We start from the raw sequence: 18939 nt of genomic DNA, 5'->3' as shown, positions 1-18939 counted from the left end.
TTGAGCCACGGTAAATTCAATAAAAAAGCCGTGTTGCGGGCATTCAACACGGCTTTTTAGGCATCTGCGAACCTGTGGTGTTATCAGATCATCCGTTCAGACGGCGGATGTTTTCAGCGATCCGGTTTTGTATGGTTTTAAGTGTAGATGGCGTAATGTGTCCGGGATACAGATCCCTCGCTATTTCACTGAATCTGGCTGCGACGGCACAAATCTTCGCGATGATTTCGGTCACGTTCGCCGGCATCAACTCCGCTTCCTGTTCCCCCAGGGATTGCAGATTTTTTCTCTCGATATCTAATGCCTCGCCCATGACATCCATCTGGTGATAGCCGCCAGGCCCTTCACACCAGGTGACATCATAAGCGGGAGCCAACGTCCAGTTGCCCTCGGCCGACATCAGCCAGGCAAAATTCTTCGGATGGTCGTCCCGATTGTTAAACACCACGTTGAAAACCACGCGCTCAAAGGCGAAGGCTTTTTCTCTGACATCATTGGTGCAGATTTGGGTAGCGCGTAAAAAACTACGATAGTCCAGCGCCCCCGGAACCTGATAATTCGCCCCGGTAAAAGAAGCCAGACTTTGCATCGGGACGCGACGATCATTGTGGCGGTCGAAACGACGTGTGGCAAAGGCCGCCTGTTTGTCATCCAGTGAAAAGTAAGCGGTGTCCGGGGTGACAATACCGCAGCGACGCAGGCATTCAGAGTAGACGGCCTCGATAGCACAGACTTCCGGGTGCTCATCGCGTGCCGGAAACTTGATTAACCAACTTTCGTACCCCGGTTGCGGTGACGTGGTGAATTTTTTTGTGACAGTGTCACGATAAAGTAGCGCCTTGGGTCTGGCGCCCTGCGGCGAGCCTCCCATCTGCAACAACTTTTGCAGGAACTCGCCGCCCTCGCCGCTCAATACCTCCTGCACTTCAGAGGCTAACTGAATCAGCGGGATCTCCTGTGCATTGACGGTTTCAGCATCCGGCTGAACCGGCTGGAATGTCATGGCGCCCATCGCATTGCTGCCTATCCAGGTCAATCGTTCCAGAGGACCAATACGCGCAGCATTGAGTCCCCGTCGTTTAAACAATCGATCCATCAGCAGCATTCCCCAGCCATCAGGTAATGCGTCATAAACGGGGCCAGGCAGACCAAGTTGATGTGCGGGGAAACCTTGTCGTAAACGAGAACCGTTAAGAGGCAGGGTCAGTCGGGAGAGTTCAAAGCCTTTGCGTACGGCTTCATCACTGTATTCGAAAGCAATCAGGGGGCGTCCCGTCATTGCGGTGGATGACATCAGTCGCCCCCAACGCCAGCGCTCTCCCCACCCTTCATAAAAGACATCAATTTGTTCAGGCATCGTCATTTTTCCTTCTTACGCGCTGACGTGCTGAACTCTCCTCGTAGCGCACCATGTCATCCAGGCTCTCAATTTTCGGTTTGAACAGGTTTTCCAGTTCATCCCCCAATCCCAGAACCACGGCCACTCTGACCAGCCCCTCAAAGCCCACATTTCGTCCGGCCTCGAGATTAGACACGGTATTCACGCCAATCCCCGCGCGCGCGGCGACCTCCGCCTGCGTCATCCGTTTTGCCAGGCGTTCTTTACGTAATCGTTCGCAGAGAAGTTTGACGATCTCAACAGGCGTTCTGAGCATTAAATCCATAATATGGGTTCTTATCTCTCTAATTCAGACTTTAACCACAATATTATAGAGTTAATGATGAATATCCGCAAACCAGCATAACACCCAAAATAAGAGAATTAAGTGCATTAATCAGCGTTAATACACTTAATAGTGGAGTTAACTGGCGCTAACAGGTGTTGGCAGTCTGAACGAAGAGACCAGCCGTGCCAGTTGCTCCGCCTCTTCCTTCAGCGTCTGGGTACGTGTCGCCGCATCGTCGATGAGCGAGGTGTTTTGCTGAACCGTACTGTCCATTTCGGTGACAGCAAGTGTCACTTCAGAAACCCCTTTACGCTGCTCTTCTCCCGCAACACGGATCTCCCCCATCAACTGTCTGACCTGGCGTACATTGCTGACCAGCTCTTCCAGTCGGTTACCCGCATGATGAATTTGCTGACTTCCGCTACCCACATGCGAAACGGACTCATCAATTAAGGTTTTGATCTCTTGCGCGGCGGTGGCGCTACGCTGCGCCAGCGTACGCACTTCGGAGGCGACCACCGCAAATCCCCGCCCGGCATCGCCAGCCCGTGCGGCCTCAACCGCCGCATTGAGCGCAAGGATATTGGTCTGGAAGGCAATGCTGTCGATCACCGCCACAATTTCAACCATCCGACCAGAAGACGCGCTGACATTATCCATCGTCGAAATCACCCCCTGCATCATATCGCCGCAGCGGTTCGCGGTTAGCGCGGTGCTGTCGGATAACTCATCCGCCAACTGGGTATTGCCTGAATTTTGATGAACGGTCGCATTTAGCTGTTCCATCGCCGCCGCACTCTCCTCAAGGGCTGCCGCTTGCTGCGTCACGCGCGTAGAGAGCTCTGTATTACTGTCTGCCAGACTGACGGCGTTGCTGGCGACCACCACGCTACTGCTGCGTACGTTGATCAAAATAGCGGCTATTTTGTCGACAAAAAGGTTGAATGCCTGGGCGATATCAGAAATTTCATCTTTTCCGCGTACATCCAGACGTCGGGTGAGATCGCCTTCTCCCTGGGCAATATCATCCAGTGCGCGGCGTGTATCATCCAGCCGGGAGATAAGCCTGCGCACCACCAGCCATGCGCCCACCAGCAACAGCGTCATAAGGGGGATCAGCACTTCAAGAACATCCTGCATCATCACTTTCGCCAGGCCGACAATGCGCTCTTGCGGTGTGACCAGACCAACCACCCAACCGGTGTCTGCCATTGGGAACAACATGACGCGTGAAGGCGCGTTAAGGATCTGGTCATGTTCGAGCGCCATCGAGGTCACTTCCGTACTGCCGCGTAGAGATTTCAGGCTTTCTGCCACTGGCGTAAGCCAGTCAGCGGTGCGGAGCAGATCGCTAAACGTCTTGTTTTTAGCCGGATCCGCCTGCGGGAAATAGAGAATTTGCCCCTGCTTATCCACCACAAAAGCATAGCCGCCGGTGCTGTTACCCTGCTGGCGCATAAACGTCGCGACATTATCCAGACGGATATCAGTGGTCGCGACGCCCGCAAACGCGCCTGAGTGACGATACGGAATGCTACAGGTCACCATATTGACGCCGGAGATCGCATCCCGGTAAACATCAGACCACAGGCAGCTTTCCTGCGAACGCCCTTTCGCCTGCTGATACCAGCTTTCGCTGTGGTAGCCGTTACCGCTGGGCACGTTGTAGTCATCAGAAAATATCAGTTTTCCTTCGGCGTTACGCGCCCAGAAAAAACTGCGACGCTCTACGCCTTGCGTAAAGGCATCCGGTTCTGGCCAAATCCCGCCGCCGGTAATCATTGCGTTATTCTGTTCGCCAATCAGATGAGGAACCACACTGCGATACAGCGCTTCATCATTAGGCAGCACTTCGGCCATCCGCGCGAGAGTGACCGTTTCCCCTTCAATACGGGATAACACAGAACTGAGATGTCGCGTCAGACCTTGTCCCGTCTCTTCGATCAGGGCGGAATTGATCTCGACGACCCGTGGCTGACCGCGCCACAGCATAATCGCGACGATGACCAGCGTAGTGACGGCCAACAACGAAATGCCGCCGAGGGTCAAACGGGTAGAAATACGTGAGGGATACCAGGCCATACAAACTCCTTCTGTAAAAGGCGAACGTTTAACCAGTATCGGCAGGTGAATTTATATCTTTATGGCGGTTGAGGGATAAAAAGGGGTGAGCGTTTAATTACTCTCGAGTGACGTTGTCACAAATAACAAAACCCAGCACTTTGGCCGGGTTTTAATAACGCTAAAACTTATTTCGATAATTCTTTTTTGATTTCGTCTTTAATTTTGCTTAATTCACTCTGAGGGTGTTTCTTGCAAATTTCCACGGTTAACGGAACCGCCGTTGTCACCGTTTCGTCGAAGCTAACAACGTCACCGCCTTTGAAATCCTCATCTTCATTCAGTACCCAGAAAGCCACAGGTGCCATAGTTTGCGGATTCAGATCAATGAACTCCTGACAGCTCATACCTTTGGGGGTGACGTCTGTTTTTGCGTTATCTGTTGCTGCATTTACGCTTACACTGGTCAACAGCGCTGCTGCCAAAATACCTGCTGTAGAAAGGGAGAATTTATTCATTTCTGTGACTCCATAAACACAATAATTAATATCTACACACGCGCTTTAAACCGTTAATGTAGGACGAAATAAATAATACTCCTGACGCTTCAGGAATAAAGTCCGTGATGGGGATATGGCTATTATTGATATTTCCGATGGCTGATTTTTATGTATCGGGTATTCAAACAGCCAGCGCAGTGTGATCGTGTCTACGAATTCAACATATTCCTCCCCCTCCTCTACAGCCGTTGCACCAAAAGTGAACTACGCTGCACAAATGTTGATCATTCGTTAATTAAAAATCACCATGATTTAACAAAAAAACGCATCGGGGCGACGGTCGATGGCATGGCACGCGTCCTGCATTGTTAATCAGATAACAGCACAGCGGTATCTGACAGTGACTTAACAGCGAGACGGTAATGACAGCAAAACCTGAGTTATTTGCCCGCATTGAACGCACGTTCAGTCAGCAAACGCCAAGCGAAAAGCGTGTTGCAGGCTGGCTGTTGACGCACGCGGCGCAGATCCCCTTTGAAACGGCAGACGGCATCGCCAAAGCGACCGGCACCAGCGGGATCACGGTGGGACGCTATTTGCGTAAGCTCGGTTTTCGCAATCTCGAGGATGCCAAAGCGAGTCTGCGCGAACTCCCCGCCATCCCCTATCAACCCTGGGGAATGAACGAGCGTCTGGGATCGTGGCAGCAACAACAGCGGTTGCCGGACAGAGCGCAGCAGTCGTTATCGCTGGAAATTGACGCCATTAGCCACGTGTATCAACTGGCGCAAAGTGACGCGTTTTTACGTATTGCCCGGCAACTGGCGCATGCAGAAGCCGTCTACATTCTGGGGATCCAGTCGACTCGCGGGATCGCTAACGCTTTTTTTAGTCATCTGGAATATCTGCGTCCGAAAGTGAGTTACTCCGAAGGGTTGTCAGGCAGTTGGGTTGAATCGCTGAATTCCGGGTTTACGCAGCCTTATGTGGTGATCACCGACACCCGCGCCTATTCCGCCACCGCACGACACTACTGCCGCGTAGCCAGTGAACGGCACATCCCGTTGGCACTGGTCACCGATGTCTGGTGTCCGTGGGCACGAGACTATTCCATTGATTTATTACAGGTAAAAACCGATACCGGGCATTTCTGGGATTCCCTGGCGCCCGTCAGTTGTCTGTTCAACTTATTACTCTCCAGCGTGGTTGAGCTGTTGGGCGATAGCCTCGCCGAGCGCTTACACACCAACCGTCAATTACAACAAGAATTTGGTCAATTCGAACAATAAACAGGAACTGTGCTTATGTCAGAAAACCCCGTACTGCGCGATGTGTCGGCGCTCTTCCCGTCACTGCATATCGATCTCAAATACGCTACGGCCGATAACCTCACCGGCGCGCCGATCTACCGGGAAGCGCGATGCCTGTTGCACAAAGACGCCGTGGTTGCCCTGGCAAAAAGCATCAGCATTGCGCAGTTGGCGGGCTTATCTCTGGTGGTGTACGACGCCTACCGTCCCCAGCAGGCGCAATCGATCCTGTGGGATGTCTGCCCTGACCCGCAGTATGTGGTCGATGTGGCGATGGGATCGAATCACAGCCGCGGCACCGCTATCGACGTCACGCTGATGGACGCAAACGGTCAGGTGCTTGATATGGGCGCGGGTTTTGACGAAATGCACGACCGTTCTCACGCGTATCACCCGTCGGTGGGGCCGCAGGCACAGCGAAATCGCCTGCTGCTGAACGCCATTATGTTCGGTGGCGGTTTTGTGGGGATCAGCAGCGAGTGGTGGCATTTTGAGTTACCCGCTGCGGCGAAATACCCCTTACTCGACGACTGTATTGCCTGTTTTTCACACACAACAACACAACACACACTTTAATTCTGGAGCAAGGTCATGAAGACAACCCTCACATTCGCCTCGCTGTTTCGCCCCGCCCTGATCGCCGTAGCACTGGCAATGGCCCTGCCTGCTCAGGCTGCCGTTCCGAAAGATATGCTGGTGATCGGCAAAGCGGCTGACCCACAAACCCTCGACCCGGCGGTCACTATCGACAACAACGACTGGACGGTGACCTACCCCTCTTATCAGCGCCTGGTGAAGTACAAAACGGAAGGCGGCAAAGGCTCTACCGAGGTGGAAGGCGATCTGGCGAGCGGCTGGAAAGCCTCTGACGATCAAAAAGAGTGGACTTTCACGCTCAATGACGAGGCCAAATTTGCGGATGGCACGCCGGTGACCGCCGAGGCGGTGAAGCTCTCTTTTGAGCGTCTGTTGAAGATCGGTCAGGGACCTGCGGAAGCCTTCCCGAAAGATTTGAAAGTGGAAACGCCTGACGATCATACGGTGAAATTTACGCTGACTCAGCCGTTTGCGCCGTTCCTGTATACGCTGGCTAACGACGGCGCCTCGATCATCAATCCGGCGGTGTTAAAGGAACATGCGGCGGACGATGCGCGCGGTTTTCTGGCGCAGAACACCGCGGGTTCCGGGCCCTTTATGCTGAAAAGCTGGCAGAAAGGCCAGCAATTGATCCTGGTACCGAACCCCCATTACGCGGGCGCGAAACCGGCGTTTAAACGCGTGTCGGTGAAAATCATTGGCGAGAGCGCGTCCCGTCGCCTGCAACTGTCGCGCGGAGACATCGATATCGCGGATGCCTTACCGGTTGATCAGCTCACCGCCTTAAAACAGGAAGGCAACGTGACGGTGGCCGAGTATCCGTCGTTGCGGGTGACTTACCTCTATCTCAACAACAGTAAAGCGCCGTTGAATCAGGTTGATTTACGCCGCGCTATCTCCTGGTCAACAGATTATCCGGGCATGGTGAACGGCATTTTGAGCGGGAACGGCAAGCAGATGCGTGGACCGATTCCGGAAGGCATGTGGGGTTATGATGCCAATGCGATGCAGTACAGTTCAGACGAGGCAAAAGCCAAAGCCGCGTGGGAGAACGTTGCCGCCAAACCGAAGACCCTTAGCTTCCTCTATTCGGATAACGATCCGAACTGGGAGCCGATCGCTCTCGCGACACAGGCCAGTCTCAGTAAGCTGGGCATTCAGGTGAAGCTGGAAAAACTGGCGAATGCCACCATGCGTGACCGCGTCGGCAAAGGGGATTATGACATCGCCATTGGTAACTGGAGTCCGGATTTTGCCGACCCCTATATGTTTATGAACTACTGGTTTGAATCCGATAAGAAAGGATTGCCGGGCAACCGTTCATTCTATGAAAACGCCGATGTCGACAAACTGTTGCGTAGCGCGCTGGCCACCACCGACCAGACGGTGAGGACGAAGGATTACCAACAGGCGCAAACCATCGTGATTGACGAGGCGGCTTACGTTTATCTGTTCCAGAAAAACTACCAGTTGGCGATGAACAAAGAGGTCAAAGGCTTTGTATTCAACCCGATGCTGGAACAGGTGTTCAATATTTCCACTATGAGCAAATAAGCCACGTTGAGGCGGAGCCGTAATGGCTCCGCAAGGGGAAGCCAATGACGTTCTGGACCATTTTACGTCAGCGATGCTGGGGACTCGTCCTGGTGGTCGCTGGGGTTTGCGTGATTACCTTTATTATTTCGCACCTGATTCCTGGCGACCCTGCACGTCTACTGGCAGGCGATCGCGCCAGCGACGAGATTGTGGAAAACATTCGCCAGCAGTTAGGGCTGAACCAGCCGCTGTATATCCAGTTCTTTCGCTATGTGAGCGATCTCTTTCATGGCGATCTGGGTACTTCGATTCGTACCGGACGCCCCGTGATGGACGAACTGCGCGTCTTCTTCCCCGCCACGCTGGAACTGGCGTTTTGCTCGTTGCTGCTGGCGTTGATTATCGGCATTCCTCTGGGCATTTTATCCGCCGTCTGGCGCAACCGTTGGTTGGACCATCTGGTGCGTCTGATGGCCATTACCGGTATTTCAACTCCGGCGTTCTGGCTGGGGCTTGGGGTGATTGTGCTGTTTTACGGTCATCTACAAATTTTGCCCGGCGGCGGGCGACTCGATGACTGGCTCGACCCGCCGAATCACGTCACCGGTTTTTATCTGGTAGACGCATTGCTGGAAGGCAATGGCGAGGTCTTTTTCAATGCGCTACAGCACCTGATTTTACCCGCGCTGACTCTGGCCTTTGTGCATCTGGGTATTGTGGCGCGTCAAATTCGCTCCGCGATGCTGGAACAGCTGAGCGAGGATTACATTCGTACGGCGCGCGCCAGCGGTCTGCCAGGCTGGTACATCGTGTTGTGCTATGCGCTCCCTAACGCGTTGATCCCATCCATTACCGTTCTGGGACTGGCGTTGGGTGATTTGCTCTATGGCGCGGTACTCACCGAAACGGTGTTTGCCTGGCCGGGAATGGGCGCATGGGTCGTGACCTCGATTCAGGCCCTCGACTTCCCCGCCGTGATGGGTTTTGCCGTGGTGGTCTCTTTTGCTTACGTGCTGGTGAATCTGCTCGTGGATTTACTCTACCTGTGGGTCGATCCCCGTATTGGTCGTGGAGATGCGAAATGATGTTAACCGAGGAAACACCGACACCCCCGCAGACCTCCCGGCGGCGCACCGATTGGGCGAAGCTGTTGTGGTTGATAAAAGGCAGTCCGCTGACACTGATTGGCGGCGTCATTATTGTTCTGATGCTGCTGTTGATGGTGCTTTCGCCGTGGCTCACCCCCTATAACCCGAACGCTATCGATTTAACCGCCCGCCTGCTGGCGCCTTCTGCCAGCCACTGGTTTGGCACCGATGAAGTCGGCCGCGATCTGTTTAGCCGCGTTATGGTCGGTAGCCAGCAATCTATCGTAGCCGGCCTGGTGGTGGTCGGTATTGCGGGTGGCATTGGCTCGCTGCTCGGCTGTTTATCAGGCGTGATGGGCGGACGTGCCGATGCCGTCATCATGCGCATGATGGACATTATGTTATCGATCCCCTCGCTGGTCCTCACCATGGCGCTGGCGGCGGCGCTCGGCCCCAGTCTGTTTAACGCCATGATGGCGATCGCCATCGTCCGTATTCCGTTTTATGTTCGCCTCGCGCGCGGGCAAACGCTGGTTGTCCGTCAGTTCGCCTATGTTCAGGCGGCACGTACTTATGGCGCAACACGCTGGCACCTGATCAGCTGGCATATTTTACGCAACTCGCTGCCGCCGCTGATTGTTCAGGCCTCGCTGGATATCGGCAGTGCGATCCTGATGGCCGCGACGCTGGGCTTTATTGGCCTCGGCGCGCAACAACCGAGCGCCGAATGGGGCGCGATGGTGGCGATTGGCCGTAATTATGTGCTCGACCAGTGGTGGTATTGCGCCTTCCCGGGGGCGGCGATCCTCATTACCGCCGTGGGATTTAATCTGTTTGGCGACGGCATTCGCGATCTGCTGGACCCCAAAGCCGGAGGAAAACAATCATGACGCACCCCGTACTGGAAATTGAAGATCTGCATTTGAGTTTTCCGGGCTACAACAGTGAAGTTCATGCTCTGAACCGGGTGTCGTTGCAGATTCAGCGTGGCGAAATCGTCGGCGTCGTTGGCGAGTCGGGTTCCGGTAAATCGGTGACCGCGATGCTGGCGATGCGTTTGCTACCGGAAGGCAGTTATCGCATTCATCAGGGACGCGTTTCGTTACTCGGTGAAGATGTCCTGAACGCCAGTGAAAAGCAGATGCGTCAATGGCGTGGCGCGCGGGTGGCGATGATTTTTCAGGAGCCGATGACCGCGCTGAACCCGACCCGACGCATCGGGCAACAAATGGTTGAAGTGATCCGCCACCACCAGCCAATGCGCCGTTACGATGCGCGGCTGAAAGCCATCTCTTTACTGGAAGAGATGCAAATCCCGGATGCCGCTCAGGTCATGTCGCGGTTTCCGTTTGAGCTTTCCGGCGGTATGCGCCAGCGAGTGATGATCGCGCTGGCCTTCTCCTGCGAGCCGGAATTGATCATCGCCGATGAACCGACCACCGCGCTGGATGTGACGGTACAACTTCAGGTGTTGCGCTTACTCAAACATAAAGCGCGCGCCAGCGGCACTGCCGTCCTGTTTATCAGCCATGATATGGCGGTGGTGTCGCAACTGTGCGACAGGCTGTATGTCATGTATGCCGGTAGCGTTATCGAAAGTGGCCCGACGGCAAACGTGATTCGCCATCCCACGCATCCCTATTCTATCGGTTTGTTGAAATGCGCTCCGGAACACGGCCAGCCTCGCGAACCGCTACCGGCGATCCCCGGAACCGTACCCAATCTCACCCATTTACCCACGGGATGCGCCTTTCGCGATCGTTGCTTCGCCGCAGGACCGCAATGCGATGCTATCCCGCCGATGCGCCCCACAGGCGACACGACGCAGCAATCTGCCTGCTGGTATCCACAACAGGAGACAACGCATGTCTGATATTTTACTGGCGCTACAGGATGTGCACGTCAATTTCCCGGCGCGCAGCAATTGGCTGGGGCGCGTCACCGAACGGGTTCATGCTCTGAATGGACTGGATTTGCAGATCCGCGAGGGCGAAACCCTCAGCATTGTGGGAGAGTCCGGCTGCGGTAAAAGCACGCTGGCGCAGTTGTTGATGGGGATGCTGAAACCCAGTCAGGGGCAATGCTCCCGGGCAAAGGTACAGGGGCGTGGGTCGGACAACGGCATGCAGATGGTGTTTCAGGACCCGCTCTCTTCGCTAGACCCCCGATTGCCTGTCTGGCGGATCATCACTGAGCCGGTCTGGATCCAAAAACATAACAGCGAGCGAGAACGCCGTGCGCTGGCAGAAGAGCTGGCGCTGTTAGTGGGTATTCGTCCGGAGTATCTCGACCGTCTTCCCCATGCGTTTTCCGGCGGGCAACGCCAGCGTATCGCTATCGCGCGGGCGCTCTCCTCTGAGCCGGATGTGATTGTGCTGGATGAACCCACGTCGGCGCTGGATATCTCCGTACAGGCGCAAATTCTCAATTTGCTGGTTTCCCTTCAGGCGCGCAGAAACCTGACCTATGTACTTATCTCCCATAACGTGTCGGTGGTCAGGCACATGAGCGATCGCGTGGCGGTGATGTATCTCGGGCAAATTGTTGAACTGGGTGATGCCCGGCAGGTATTAACCTCGCCCGCGCACCCCTATACGCGGTTATTACTGGATTCGGTGCCGAAAACAGACGCACCGCTGGCGGAAGATCTGGTGTTGCGCAAAACGGAGCTTCCCGGTAATCGCACCCTGCCGCAGGGATGCTATTTTCGCGATCGCTGCCCGTTAGCGACGCAGGGATGCGAGAAAAAACAGGCGCTTCTCCCACAGGATTCGGGGCGTGATGTGCGCTGTTGGCGGGCGCTTGAGAATCATTGATCTGCGGCGGCGTCAGGCGTTGTAGGCTTTTTTTAGCGTCTCCATCAGCGCCTGAGCGGCCGTCGAAAGTTTTTGATGCGCCGCGCACAGCACGCCGACCCGACGCTCAATCACCGGCCCGTCGAGATCCAGACATGTCGCGCCCAGCTCAGTCATCTGGCTGCGGCATAACGCCGGGACCGCGCTTCCTCCTAACCCATTGGCCACCAGACGTCCGATGGTCACCAGTTGGTGGCTTTCGAGCGCCACTTCCAGCGGCCGACCGCTTTGCGCCAGCTTTTCTTCCAGCATCAGGCGAACCGCAGAGGGACGCTGTAAGGCAATGAAATCCAGACTCAGCAGTTCTCGCCAACAAATACGTTCCCGCGTGGCCAGCTTACTGTCGGGCGGGACAATGGCGATGAAGCGATCCATCCCCAGCGGCGTAAAATGGAGGTGCCCGGAAGACTCCGGTTCAAAGGCAATCCCCATCTCCACGCGCCCTTCACTGACCATCTCAATCACCTGTTCATTAATCACGTCGTGGACGGTGACATTGATCCCGGAATAGCGATCGCGAAACGTTTTCAGCACCGGCGGTAACACATTGGCGGCGAATGACGGCATCGCGGCAACGGAGACTTTCCCGCGCTGTAAGGTAAACCGCTGGCGCATCGCCTCTTCGGTGTTTTCCCAGTCGGCGAGCAGCTGCCGCGCCATCGTCAAAAACGTTTCCCCTTCCTGGGTTAGCGTGACTTTGCGCGTTGTTCGTAACAGGAGCGCCCCGCCAAGCGCATCTTCCAGCCCTTTAATGGCCAGACTCAGTGCGGGTTGCGACATATTCAGTCGTTCACTGGCATGAGCAAAATTAAGAGTGTGAGCTACCGCTAAAAACGCGCGTAACTGTTTGATGCTCATTCTCATTTTTCTTCTCTTTAACCTATTGAATACGTTTAATTAACATTAAATTGATAAAAAAACCAAATGAGTGAGTCACAAATTTAAAATTAACAAATCATTTTTCGCCCCTAATGATGTCGGCAAGGTTAACAGGAGGGGCAAGTGTATGGCTGGACTGGATAAACGGGTTGCCACCTATAAAGAGGCACTGGAAGGACTGACCGACAACATGACGCTGCTGGCGGGCGGATTTGGTTTATGCGGCATTCCGGAAAACCTGATCGAGGAAGTTCGCCGACGGGGTGTTCAGGGGTTAACGGTGGTGTCGAATAACTGCGGCGTAGACGGTTTTGGGCTTGGTGTCCTGTTGGACAACCGCCAGGTACGCAAAGTCGTGGCCTCGTATGTCGGTGAAAATGCGCTGTTCGAAAAACAGGTATTGAGCGGCGAACTGGATGCGGTACTGACTCCGCAGGGAACGCTGGCAGAACAATTACGTGCTGGCGGCGCGGGAATACCCGCCTTTTTTACCGCCACCGGCTACGGCACCCCCGTCGCTGAAGGCAAAGAGGTACGTGAATTTGACGGTCGCCCTTACATCATGGAACGGGCGATCACCGGCGATTTCGCGTTGGTTAAAGGCTGGAAAGCCGACTGGTACGGGAACGTGATTTACCGCCATACCGCCCAAAACTTCAATCCTTTAATGGCTGCCGCCGGGCGAATCACGGTGGTGGAAGTTGAAGAGATAGTCGCTCCCGGCGAACTGGATCCCGCTGCCATCCATACCCCCGGTATCTTCGTCAACCGCATCATCCAGGGGCATTTCGAGAAACGAATCGAACAACGCACCCTGCGAGCCGAAGGAGTCTGACCATGTTAACGCGTGAACAAATGGCGATGCGTGTCGCCCGCGAACTGCGCGACGGTTACTACGTCAATCTGGGGATTGGTATCCCTACGCTTGTCGCGAACTACATTCCCGACGGGATGGACGTAATGCTGCAGTCAGAAAACGGTTTGCTGGGAATGGGGGCATTTCCGACCGAAAGAGAACTCGATGCCGACATGATCAATGCCGGCAAACAGACCGTCACTGCCCGCAAAGGCGCGGCGATTTTCGATTCTGCGCAATCGTTCGCCATGATCCGTGGCGGCCACGTCGATCTGACGGTGCTCGGCGCGTTTGAAGTTGACGTCAACGGCAGCATCGCCTCGTGGATGATCCCCGGCAAGATGGTGAAAGGGATGGGCGGCGCAATGGATTTGGTGGCCGGAGCCGAGAACATCATCGTCGTGATGACCCACGCCTCCAAAAACGGCGAATCCAAATTACTGCCCGCCTGCACCCTGCCGCTGACCGGCGTCGGATGTATCAAACGTGTGCTGACTGACCTGGCGTTGCTCGACATCGCTGATGGCGCGTTCATTCTGCGTGAACGGGCGCCTGGCGTCAGCGTGGAAGAGATCGTTGAAAAAACCGCAGGCAAGCTGATCGTGGCGGATCAGGTTCCTGAAATGCAATTTGCCTGAGGAGAACACCATGCAGGACGTCGTTATTGTCGCGGCCACCCGGACACCGATTGGCAGTTTTCATGGCGCGCTGGCTCCCCTTTCCGCCGTTGAACTCGGTGCGGCGGTCATTCGGGCCTTACTGGAGAAAACCGCCGTATCGCCCGAACTGATTGATGAAGTGATTTTTGGTCAGGTACTCACTACCGGCAGCGGTCAAAATCCCGCCCGGCAGAGTGCGTTAAACGCCGGTTTACCGGTCACAACCCCTGCGGTGACCGTCAATCTGGTCTGCGGCTCCGGGCTAAAAACGGTACAACAAGCCGCGCAAGCCATTCGTTGCGGCGATGCGGAAATCGTCATTGCCGGGGGGCAGGAAAGCATGAGCAATGCCCCCTACTTTCTCGACGGCGCCCGCGCCGGATTGCGCCTGGGTCACGCCAGTCTGAAAGACAGCGTGGTGCATGACGGCTTGTGGGACGCTTTCAACGATTACCATATGGGGATTACCGCCGAAAATCTGGCGGATCGGTTCGCCATTAGCCGGGAGCGCCAGGACGCTTTCGCCCTGCGCTCGCAGTACAACGCGGCCGCTGCGATCGAATCTGGACGCTTTGTTGCGGAAATCACCCCAGTGAGTGTTCCGCAGGGCAAAAAACCGCCCCGCCTGGTCACGGCCGATGAGCAACCAAGACCGGACACTACCGCTGAAAAACTGGCCCAGCTCAAACCGGCGTTTCGCCCGGGAACAGGCTCCGTCACGGCGGGAAATGCCTCTTCTCTTAATGACGGCGCGGCGGCGGTGATGCTAATGAGCGCCCGTAAAGCGCAGGAACTGAATTTGCCGGTTCTCGCGCGGATTTCCGGTTATGCGGTTTCTGGCGTTGACCCGTCGATCATGGGTATCGGTCCGGTGAATGCCAGTATTGAGTGCTTGTCCCGCGCGGGCTGGGCGCTTAATGACGTTGACCTTATCGAAGCCAATGAAGCCTTTGCCGCCCAGGCGCTGGCGGTCGGCGATTCGCTGCAATGGGACAGCGACAAGGTCAACGTCAACGGCGGAGCCATTGCGCTGGGCCATCCTATCGGCGCATCCGGCTGCCGTATTCTGGTGACTTTGCTGCATGAGATGGCGCGGCGCGATGTTGCCAAAGGGCTGGCGACGCTGTGCGTCGGCGGCGGTCAGGGCGTGGCGCTGGCGGTGGAACGCCCAACAGGAGCCCACCATGCCAGATAATAGGTTCGCCGTCCTCGGGGCGGGATTAATGGGCGTCGGGATTGCCACACATTTTGCCCGCTACGGGCATGATGTCTGGCTGTTTGATACCGATAGCGCCAGAATCGCAGAAATTAGCGCTGTGGCGGGTTCCATTCTCGATGAGCTGATCGCCACCGGGCAATTTTCGCCAGCAGATAAAACGCCGGTGATCCGCCGACTGAAAGGCACCACCACGCTCCAGGATATCGCCTCTTCGCAGATTTTGATCGAAGCCATTCCTGAACGCCTCGAACTTAAACATGCGCTGTATGCGCAACTGGAAGCGTGTATCGGTCCCGAAACGGTGATCGCCAGTAATACCAGTGGATTGCCGCCGGACGCACTGGCGGCAACCCTGGAGCACCCTGAGCGCTTGTTGATTGCCCATTTTTGGCATCCCCCCCACTTTATTCCGCTGGTCGAAATTGTGCCCGGCACCGCGACCCGGCCAGAACTGACGGGCTGGCTGCAACGCATTCTGCTCGACATGCAACTGGAAGCGGTGGTGCTCGACCGCGCCGCGCCTGGGTTTGTCGGTAACCGTCTGCAATTCGCCCTGTTGCGTGAAGCACTGCATATCGTGAAAAGCGGGATCGCCAGTGCGCAGGTGGTTGATCAGGTGATGCGCGCCTCGCTTGGACGACGCTACGCGATGGTCGGCCCGCTGGAAGCCGCAGACATGACCGGGCTAGCTACGGTGCAGGATATCTGTCGGCATCTGCTGCCTGAACTGGCAACCGGCAGCGACATGCTGTCGCTGGTCACTGAAAAAGTAGAACGTGGTGAGACGGGTTTTCGCAGCGGTCAGGGATTTTATCGCTGGGACGACGCCCGTAAGGAGTACATCCAACAGCGTCGGGAGCATCAACTGCGGTTTGCCTTAAAACCGTAACTTCTCTTTCTGTACCCCACTATAACAATGATATTGAGGAGTCTTGATGAGTGTTTTAATCGCCCTGGCCGCGTTAGGCCTGCTCATGCTGGCAGCCTATCGCGGATACAGCGTCATCCTGTTTGCCCCCATTGCGGCATTAGGCGCTGTTCTGTTGACGGACCCCAGCGCCGTCGGCCCGACCTTTACCGGCCTGTTCATGGAGAAAATGGTCGGTTTTGTCAAACTCTACTTCCCGGTGTTTTTACTGGGCGCGGTGTTTGGCAAGTTGATCGAACTGTCCGGTTTTTCCCGCTCGATTGTGGCGGCGGCCATCAATATTCTGGGACGGCGGCACGCCATTCCGGTGATTGTGTTGGTCTGCGCGCTGCTGACTTACGGCGGGGTGTCGTTATTTGTGGTGGCGTTTGCAGTGTATCCGTTCGCTGCGGAACTGTTCAGACAAAGTAATATTCCCAAACGCCTGATCCCGGCAACGGTGGCGCTGGGGGCGTTTACCTTTACGATGGATGCCTTACCGGGAACCCCGCAGATCCAGAACATTATCCCGACCAGCTTTTTTGGCACCAACGCCTGGGCCGCGCCCTGGCTGGGATTGATTGGCTCGCTGTTTATTATTTTTGTCGGGCTGGTCTATCTTGAGCGTCAGCGTCGTAAAGCGCAGACAAAGAACGAAGGCTATGGCACTGAACTGCTGAATGAGCCGGAAACGCCGGAAAACATCAACCTGCCAAATCCGTTGATTGCGATTTCGCCGCTGATTCTGGTAGGGGTATTTAACCTGCTGTTTACCCGCTGGATCCCGGTCTGGTATGGCGCGACGCATCAGCTGGAACTTCCGGGTCTTGCCAAGCCGATTGTCACTGAAGTCGGCAAAATCACTGCCATCTGGGCCGTGGAAGCGGCGCTGATCTCGGGGATTCTGCTGGTCGTGATCTTTGGTTATCGCAATATTAAAGGTCGTCTGGCGGAAGGCAGTCGAACCGCTGTCGGCGGCGCGATTCTGGCAGCAATGAATACCGCGTCAGAATACGGCTTTGGCGCAGTGATCGCCGCGCTGCCCGGATTCCTCGTGCTGTCAAAAGCACTGGCGGCGATTCCCGACCCACTGCTCAATGAAGCCATCAGTATCACCACGCTTGCCGGGATCACCGGCTCCGCATCGGGTGGGATGAGTATCGCCCTTGCGGCGATGTCCGACACCTTTATTGCGGCGGCGAACGCGGCGAATATTCCGCTGGAAGTGTTACACCGCGTGGCCTCAATGGCCAGTGGCGGTATGGACACGCTGCCGCACAACGGGGCGGTGATTACGCTGCTGGCAATCACCGGATTGACTCATCGTCAGGCTTACGGCGGGATTTTTGCTATCACCGTGATTAAAAGTCTGGCCGTTCTGTTTGTTATCGGTGTCTTCTACGCCACCGGCATTGTCTGAGGAGAATCATGATGAATTTACACGGTAAAACAGCGCTGGTCACCGGTTCCACCAGCGGTATTGGATTGGGGATTGCGCAGGTGCTCGCAAAAGCTGGCGCAAAAATTATTCTCAACGGTTTTGGCGATATTGAGGCGGCAAAAGATCGTGTGACGCAATACGGCACCACGCCAGGCTATCATGGCGCCGATCTGAGTGATGAAACACAAATCGCCGACATGATGCGCTATGCGCAAAGCGAATTTGGCGGCGTGGATATTCTGATCAACAACGCCGGGATCCAGCACGTTTCCCCTGTCGAAACCTTTCCGGTGGAAAAATGGAACGCCATCATTGCGATTAACCTCTCGTCCGTGTTCCACACCACGCGACTGGCGCTGCCGGGGATGCGCGAGCGCAACTGGGGACGGATCATTAATATTGCCTCGGTGCATGGACTGGTCGCTTCGAAAGAGAAATCCGCCTATGTGGCGGCGAAACACGGGGTGGTGGGACTGACCAAAACCACGGCGCTCGAAACCGCGCAAAGCGGTGTCACCTGTAACGCCCTCTGCCCTGGCTGGGTGTTGACGCCATTGGTGCAGCAGCAAATCGACAAACGCATTGCCGACGGCGCAGCGCCGGAAACCGCCCGCGATGCGCTGCTCGCAGAAAAGCAGCCTTCCCGTGAGTTTGTCACCCCAGAACAACTCGGCGAACTGACGCTCTTTTTATGTTCCGAAGGGGCCGCCCAGGTGCGCGGCGTGGCGTGGAATATGGATGGTGGGTGGGTCGCGCAGTAAAGCGTATAACCTTACCAGGCCTACGCAATGCCAGGCCTGGTAAGCGTTACGCGAGCAGGCAAGACCGTTATGATGTTAACTGATAATCAAGGGTAATTTCCGCCTTCAATACCTGGGATACCGGACATCCGGCCTTCGCTTTTTGGATAATCCCGTCAAAGGTCGATGCATCAATACCGGGTACCGCCACCACGCTGTTCAGGGCAATTTTTGTGATTGCAAAACCGGCATCCACTTTATCCAGTGAGACATCCGCCGTGGTATCGATAGCGGTTGGCGTAAACCCGGCCTCTCCCAGCATCAACGAAAGCGCCATCGAGAAACAGGCGGCATGCGCGGCACCAATCAGCTCTTCCGGGTTGGTGCCTTTGACGCCTTCAAAGCGCGTATTAAACCCGTAAGGCTGCTGGTTCAGTACCCCGCTTTCGGTTGATACGGTGCCTTTTCCGCGTTTAATGTCGCCTTCCCAGTGTGCCTGACCTTTCTTATGGATCGTCATTACTACTCTCCTTAATCGTCATCGGGATAACAAGTATAGGTCGCCTGAACGCAAACCGGATAGATAAGAGAACCTTCTTAATTACCGCTTACACATTGACCTTT

At 55.5% G+C, this 18939-nt stretch carries 19 protein-coding genes; 13 read left to right on the top strand and 6 right to left on the bottom strand.

Features of this window, described 5'->3' with window-relative positions; genetic code table 11:
* Positions 1–88 precede the first annotated feature (88 nt).
* The 4 genes from CJP72_RS14590 to hdeB form a co-directional block, all read right to left on the bottom strand.
* On the bottom strand, positions 89–1357 hold the full coding sequence (locus CJP72_RS14590) for a type II toxin-antitoxin system HipA family toxin (RefSeq protein ID WP_162382083.1): 1269 nt from the start codon (positions 1355–1357) through the stop codon (positions 89–91).
* Positions 1350–1664, bottom strand: a complete 315-nt coding sequence (locus CJP72_RS14585) for a helix-turn-helix domain-containing protein (protein ID WP_162382082.1) — start codon at positions 1662–1664, stop codon at positions 1350–1352. The genes CJP72_RS14590 and CJP72_RS14585 overlap by 8 nt, the downstream gene beginning before the upstream one ends.
* A gap of 138 nt (positions 1665–1802) precedes the next feature.
* Positions 1803–3749, bottom strand: a complete 1947-nt coding sequence (locus tag CJP72_RS14580; RefSeq protein ID WP_162382081.1) for a methyl-accepting chemotaxis protein — start codon at positions 3747–3749, stop codon at positions 1803–1805.
* Positions 3750–3916: 167 nt separating this feature from the next.
* On the bottom strand, positions 3917–4246 hold the full coding sequence (hdeB, locus tag CJP72_RS14575; protein ID WP_162382080.1) for an acid-activated periplasmic chaperone HdeB: 330 nt from the start codon (positions 4244–4246) through the stop codon (positions 3917–3919).
* 404 nt (positions 4247–4650) lie between these two features.
* Between hdeB and CJP72_RS14570 the strand changes: the two genes are divergently transcribed.
* Genes CJP72_RS14570 through CJP72_RS14540 form a run of 7 tightly spaced genes read left to right on the top strand, consistent with a single transcriptional unit; the run spans position 4651 to position 11575 of the window.
* On the top strand, positions 4651–5517 hold the full coding sequence (locus CJP72_RS14570; RefSeq protein ID WP_162382079.1) for a MurR/RpiR family transcriptional regulator: 867 nt from the start codon (positions 4651–4653) through the stop codon (positions 5515–5517).
* Positions 5518–5532: 15 nt separating this feature from the next.
* A complete protein-coding gene (gene ddpX / locus CJP72_RS14565) occupies positions 5533–6114 on the top strand; it encodes a D-alanyl-D-alanine dipeptidase (protein ID WP_162382078.1) in 582 nt (193 codons plus the stop codon).
* A gap of 15 nt (positions 6115–6129) precedes the next feature.
* Positions 6130–7689 (top strand): ABC transporter substrate-binding protein, encoded by a 1560-nt coding sequence (locus tag CJP72_RS14560; RefSeq protein WP_162382077.1) that lies wholly within the window; start codon positions 6130–6132, stop codon positions 7687–7689.
* 44 nt (positions 7690–7733) lie between these two features.
* The gene (locus CJP72_RS14555; RefSeq protein WP_162382076.1) at positions 7734–8756 is read left to right on the top strand and encodes an ABC transporter permease; all 1023 of its coding nucleotides are present in this window, start codon (positions 7734–7736) and stop codon (positions 8754–8756) included.
* Positions 8753–9649 carry a D,D-dipeptide ABC transporter permease gene (gene ddpC / locus CJP72_RS14550; protein WP_162382075.1) on the top strand — a complete coding sequence of 299 codons (897 nt, stop codon included), beginning with the start codon at positions 8753–8755 and terminating at the stop codon, positions 9647–9649. The genes CJP72_RS14555 and ddpC overlap by 4 nt, the downstream gene beginning before the upstream one ends.
* Positions 9646–10632, top strand: coding sequence for an ABC transporter ATP-binding protein (locus CJP72_RS14545; protein WP_162382074.1), 987 nt, complete (start codon positions 9646–9648; stop codon positions 10630–10632). Before ddpC ends, CJP72_RS14545 begins: the two co-directional genes overlap by 4 nt.
* The gene (locus tag CJP72_RS14540) at positions 10625–11575 is read left to right on the top strand and encodes an oligopeptide/dipeptide ABC transporter ATP-binding protein (RefSeq protein ID WP_162382073.1); all 951 of its coding nucleotides are present in this window, start codon (positions 10625–10627) and stop codon (positions 11573–11575) included. The genes CJP72_RS14545 and CJP72_RS14540 overlap by 8 nt, the downstream gene beginning before the upstream one ends.
* A 12-nt stretch (positions 11576–11587) precedes the next feature.
* Here the strand turns inward: CJP72_RS14540 and CJP72_RS14535 are convergent, their stop codons facing one another.
* Positions 11588–12478: a LysR family transcriptional regulator gene (locus tag CJP72_RS14535; RefSeq protein WP_162382072.1), complete on the bottom strand. Its 891-nt coding sequence runs from the start codon at positions 12476–12478 to the stop codon at positions 11588–11590.
* A 142-nt stretch (positions 12479–12620) separates the two neighbouring features.
* On the opposite strand from CJP72_RS14535, the gene CJP72_RS14530 reads away from it, so the two are divergent.
* Genes CJP72_RS14530 through CJP72_RS14505 form a run of 6 tightly spaced genes read left to right on the top strand, consistent with a single transcriptional unit; the run spans position 12621 to position 18336 of the window.
* The gene (locus CJP72_RS14530) at positions 12621–13328 is read left to right on the top strand and encodes a CoA transferase subunit A (protein ID WP_162382071.1); all 708 of its coding nucleotides are present in this window, start codon (positions 12621–12623) and stop codon (positions 13326–13328) included.
* A 2-nt stretch (positions 13329–13330) separates the two neighbouring features.
* Complete coding sequence (locus tag CJP72_RS14525; protein WP_162382070.1) at positions 13331–13987, top strand: CoA transferase subunit B; 657 nt, start codon at positions 13331–13333, stop codon at positions 13985–13987.
* A gap of 10 nt (positions 13988–13997) precedes the next feature.
* Complete coding sequence (locus tag CJP72_RS14520) at positions 13998–15203, top strand: acetyl-CoA C-acetyltransferase (protein ID WP_162382069.1); 1206 nt, start codon at positions 13998–14000, stop codon at positions 15201–15203.
* A complete protein-coding gene (locus tag CJP72_RS14515) occupies positions 15193–16116 on the top strand; it encodes a 3-hydroxyacyl-CoA dehydrogenase family protein (RefSeq protein ID WP_162382068.1) in 924 nt (307 codons plus the stop codon). The genes CJP72_RS14520 and CJP72_RS14515 overlap by 11 nt, the downstream gene beginning before the upstream one ends.
* Positions 16117–16159: 43 nt before the next feature.
* Positions 16160–17554: a GntP family permease gene (locus CJP72_RS14510; protein ID WP_202882578.1), complete on the top strand. Its 1395-nt coding sequence runs from the start codon at positions 16160–16162 to the stop codon at positions 17552–17554.
* An 11-nt stretch (positions 17555–17565) separates the two neighbouring features.
* The gene (locus CJP72_RS14505) at positions 17566–18336 is read left to right on the top strand and encodes a 3-hydroxybutyrate dehydrogenase (protein WP_162382147.1); all 771 of its coding nucleotides are present in this window, start codon (positions 17566–17568) and stop codon (positions 18334–18336) included.
* A gap of 67 nt (positions 18337–18403) precedes the next feature.
* Here the strand turns inward: CJP72_RS14505 and osmC are convergent, their stop codons facing one another.
* Positions 18404–18835 (bottom strand): peroxiredoxin OsmC, encoded by a 432-nt coding sequence (gene osmC / locus CJP72_RS14500; RefSeq protein WP_162382066.1) that lies wholly within the window; start codon positions 18833–18835, stop codon positions 18404–18406.
* Positions 18836–18939: the final 104 nt, after the last annotated feature.

Source organism: Citrobacter sp. NCU1 (assembly GCF_010231475.1).
Taxonomy (GTDB): Bacteria; Pseudomonadota; Gammaproteobacteria; order Enterobacterales; family Enterobacteriaceae; genus Citrobacter_D.
The sequence above is the reverse complement of the archived record's forward strand: the minus strand, read 5'-3'. Positions and strand labels throughout refer to the sequence as shown.

What these genes read in the sequence shown, in the direction of transcription:
- CJP72_RS14590 (WP_162382083.1), bottom strand. Translation starts at nt 1,357, where the DNA reads ATGCCTGAACAAATTGATGTCTTTTATGAAGGGTGGGGAGAGCGCTGG.
- CJP72_RS14585 (WP_162382082.1), bottom strand. Translation starts at nt 1,664, where the DNA reads ATGGATTTAATGCTCAGAACGCCTGTTGAGATCGTCAAACTTCTCTGC.
- CJP72_RS14580 (WP_162382081.1), bottom strand. Translation starts at nt 3,749, where the DNA reads ATGGCCTGGTATCCCTCACGTATTTCTACCCGTTTGACCCTCGGCGGC.
- hdeB (WP_162382080.1), bottom strand. Translation starts at nt 4,246, where the DNA reads ATGAATAAATTCTCCCTTTCTACAGCAGGTATTTTGGCAGCAGCGCTG.
- CJP72_RS14570 (WP_162382079.1), top strand. Translation starts at nt 4,651, where the DNA reads ATGACAGCAAAACCTGAGTTATTTGCCCGCATTGAACGCACGTTCAGT.
- ddpX (WP_162382078.1), top strand. Translation starts at nt 5,533, where the DNA reads ATGTCAGAAAACCCCGTACTGCGCGATGTGTCGGCGCTCTTCCCGTCA.
- CJP72_RS14560 (WP_162382077.1), top strand. Translation starts at nt 6,130, where the DNA reads ATGAAGACAACCCTCACATTCGCCTCGCTGTTTCGCCCCGCCCTGATC.
- CJP72_RS14555 (WP_162382076.1), top strand. Translation starts at nt 7,734, where the DNA reads ATGACGTTCTGGACCATTTTACGTCAGCGATGCTGGGGACTCGTCCTG.
- ddpC (WP_162382075.1), top strand. Translation starts at nt 8,753, where the DNA reads ATGATGTTAACCGAGGAAACACCGACACCCCCGCAGACCTCCCGGCGG.
- CJP72_RS14545 (WP_162382074.1), top strand. Translation starts at nt 9,646, where the DNA reads ATGACGCACCCCGTACTGGAAATTGAAGATCTGCATTTGAGTTTTCCG.
- CJP72_RS14540 (WP_162382073.1), top strand. Translation starts at nt 10,625, where the DNA reads ATGTCTGATATTTTACTGGCGCTACAGGATGTGCACGTCAATTTCCCG.
- CJP72_RS14535 (WP_162382072.1), bottom strand. Translation starts at nt 12,478, where the DNA reads ATGAGAATGAGCATCAAACAGTTACGCGCGTTTTTAGCGGTAGCTCAC.
- CJP72_RS14530 (WP_162382071.1), top strand. Translation starts at nt 12,621, where the DNA reads ATGGCTGGACTGGATAAACGGGTTGCCACCTATAAAGAGGCACTGGAA.
- CJP72_RS14525 (WP_162382070.1), top strand. Translation starts at nt 13,331, where the DNA reads ATGTTAACGCGTGAACAAATGGCGATGCGTGTCGCCCGCGAACTGCGC.
- CJP72_RS14520 (WP_162382069.1), top strand. Translation starts at nt 13,998, where the DNA reads ATGCAGGACGTCGTTATTGTCGCGGCCACCCGGACACCGATTGGCAGT.
- CJP72_RS14515 (WP_162382068.1), top strand. Translation starts at nt 15,193, where the DNA reads ATGCCAGATAATAGGTTCGCCGTCCTCGGGGCGGGATTAATGGGCGTC.
- CJP72_RS14505 (WP_162382147.1), top strand. Translation starts at nt 17,566, where the DNA reads ATGAATTTACACGGTAAAACAGCGCTGGTCACCGGTTCCACCAGCGGT.
- osmC (WP_162382066.1), bottom strand. Translation starts at nt 18,835, where the DNA reads ATGACGATCCATAAGAAAGGTCAGGCACACTGGGAAGGCGACATTAAA.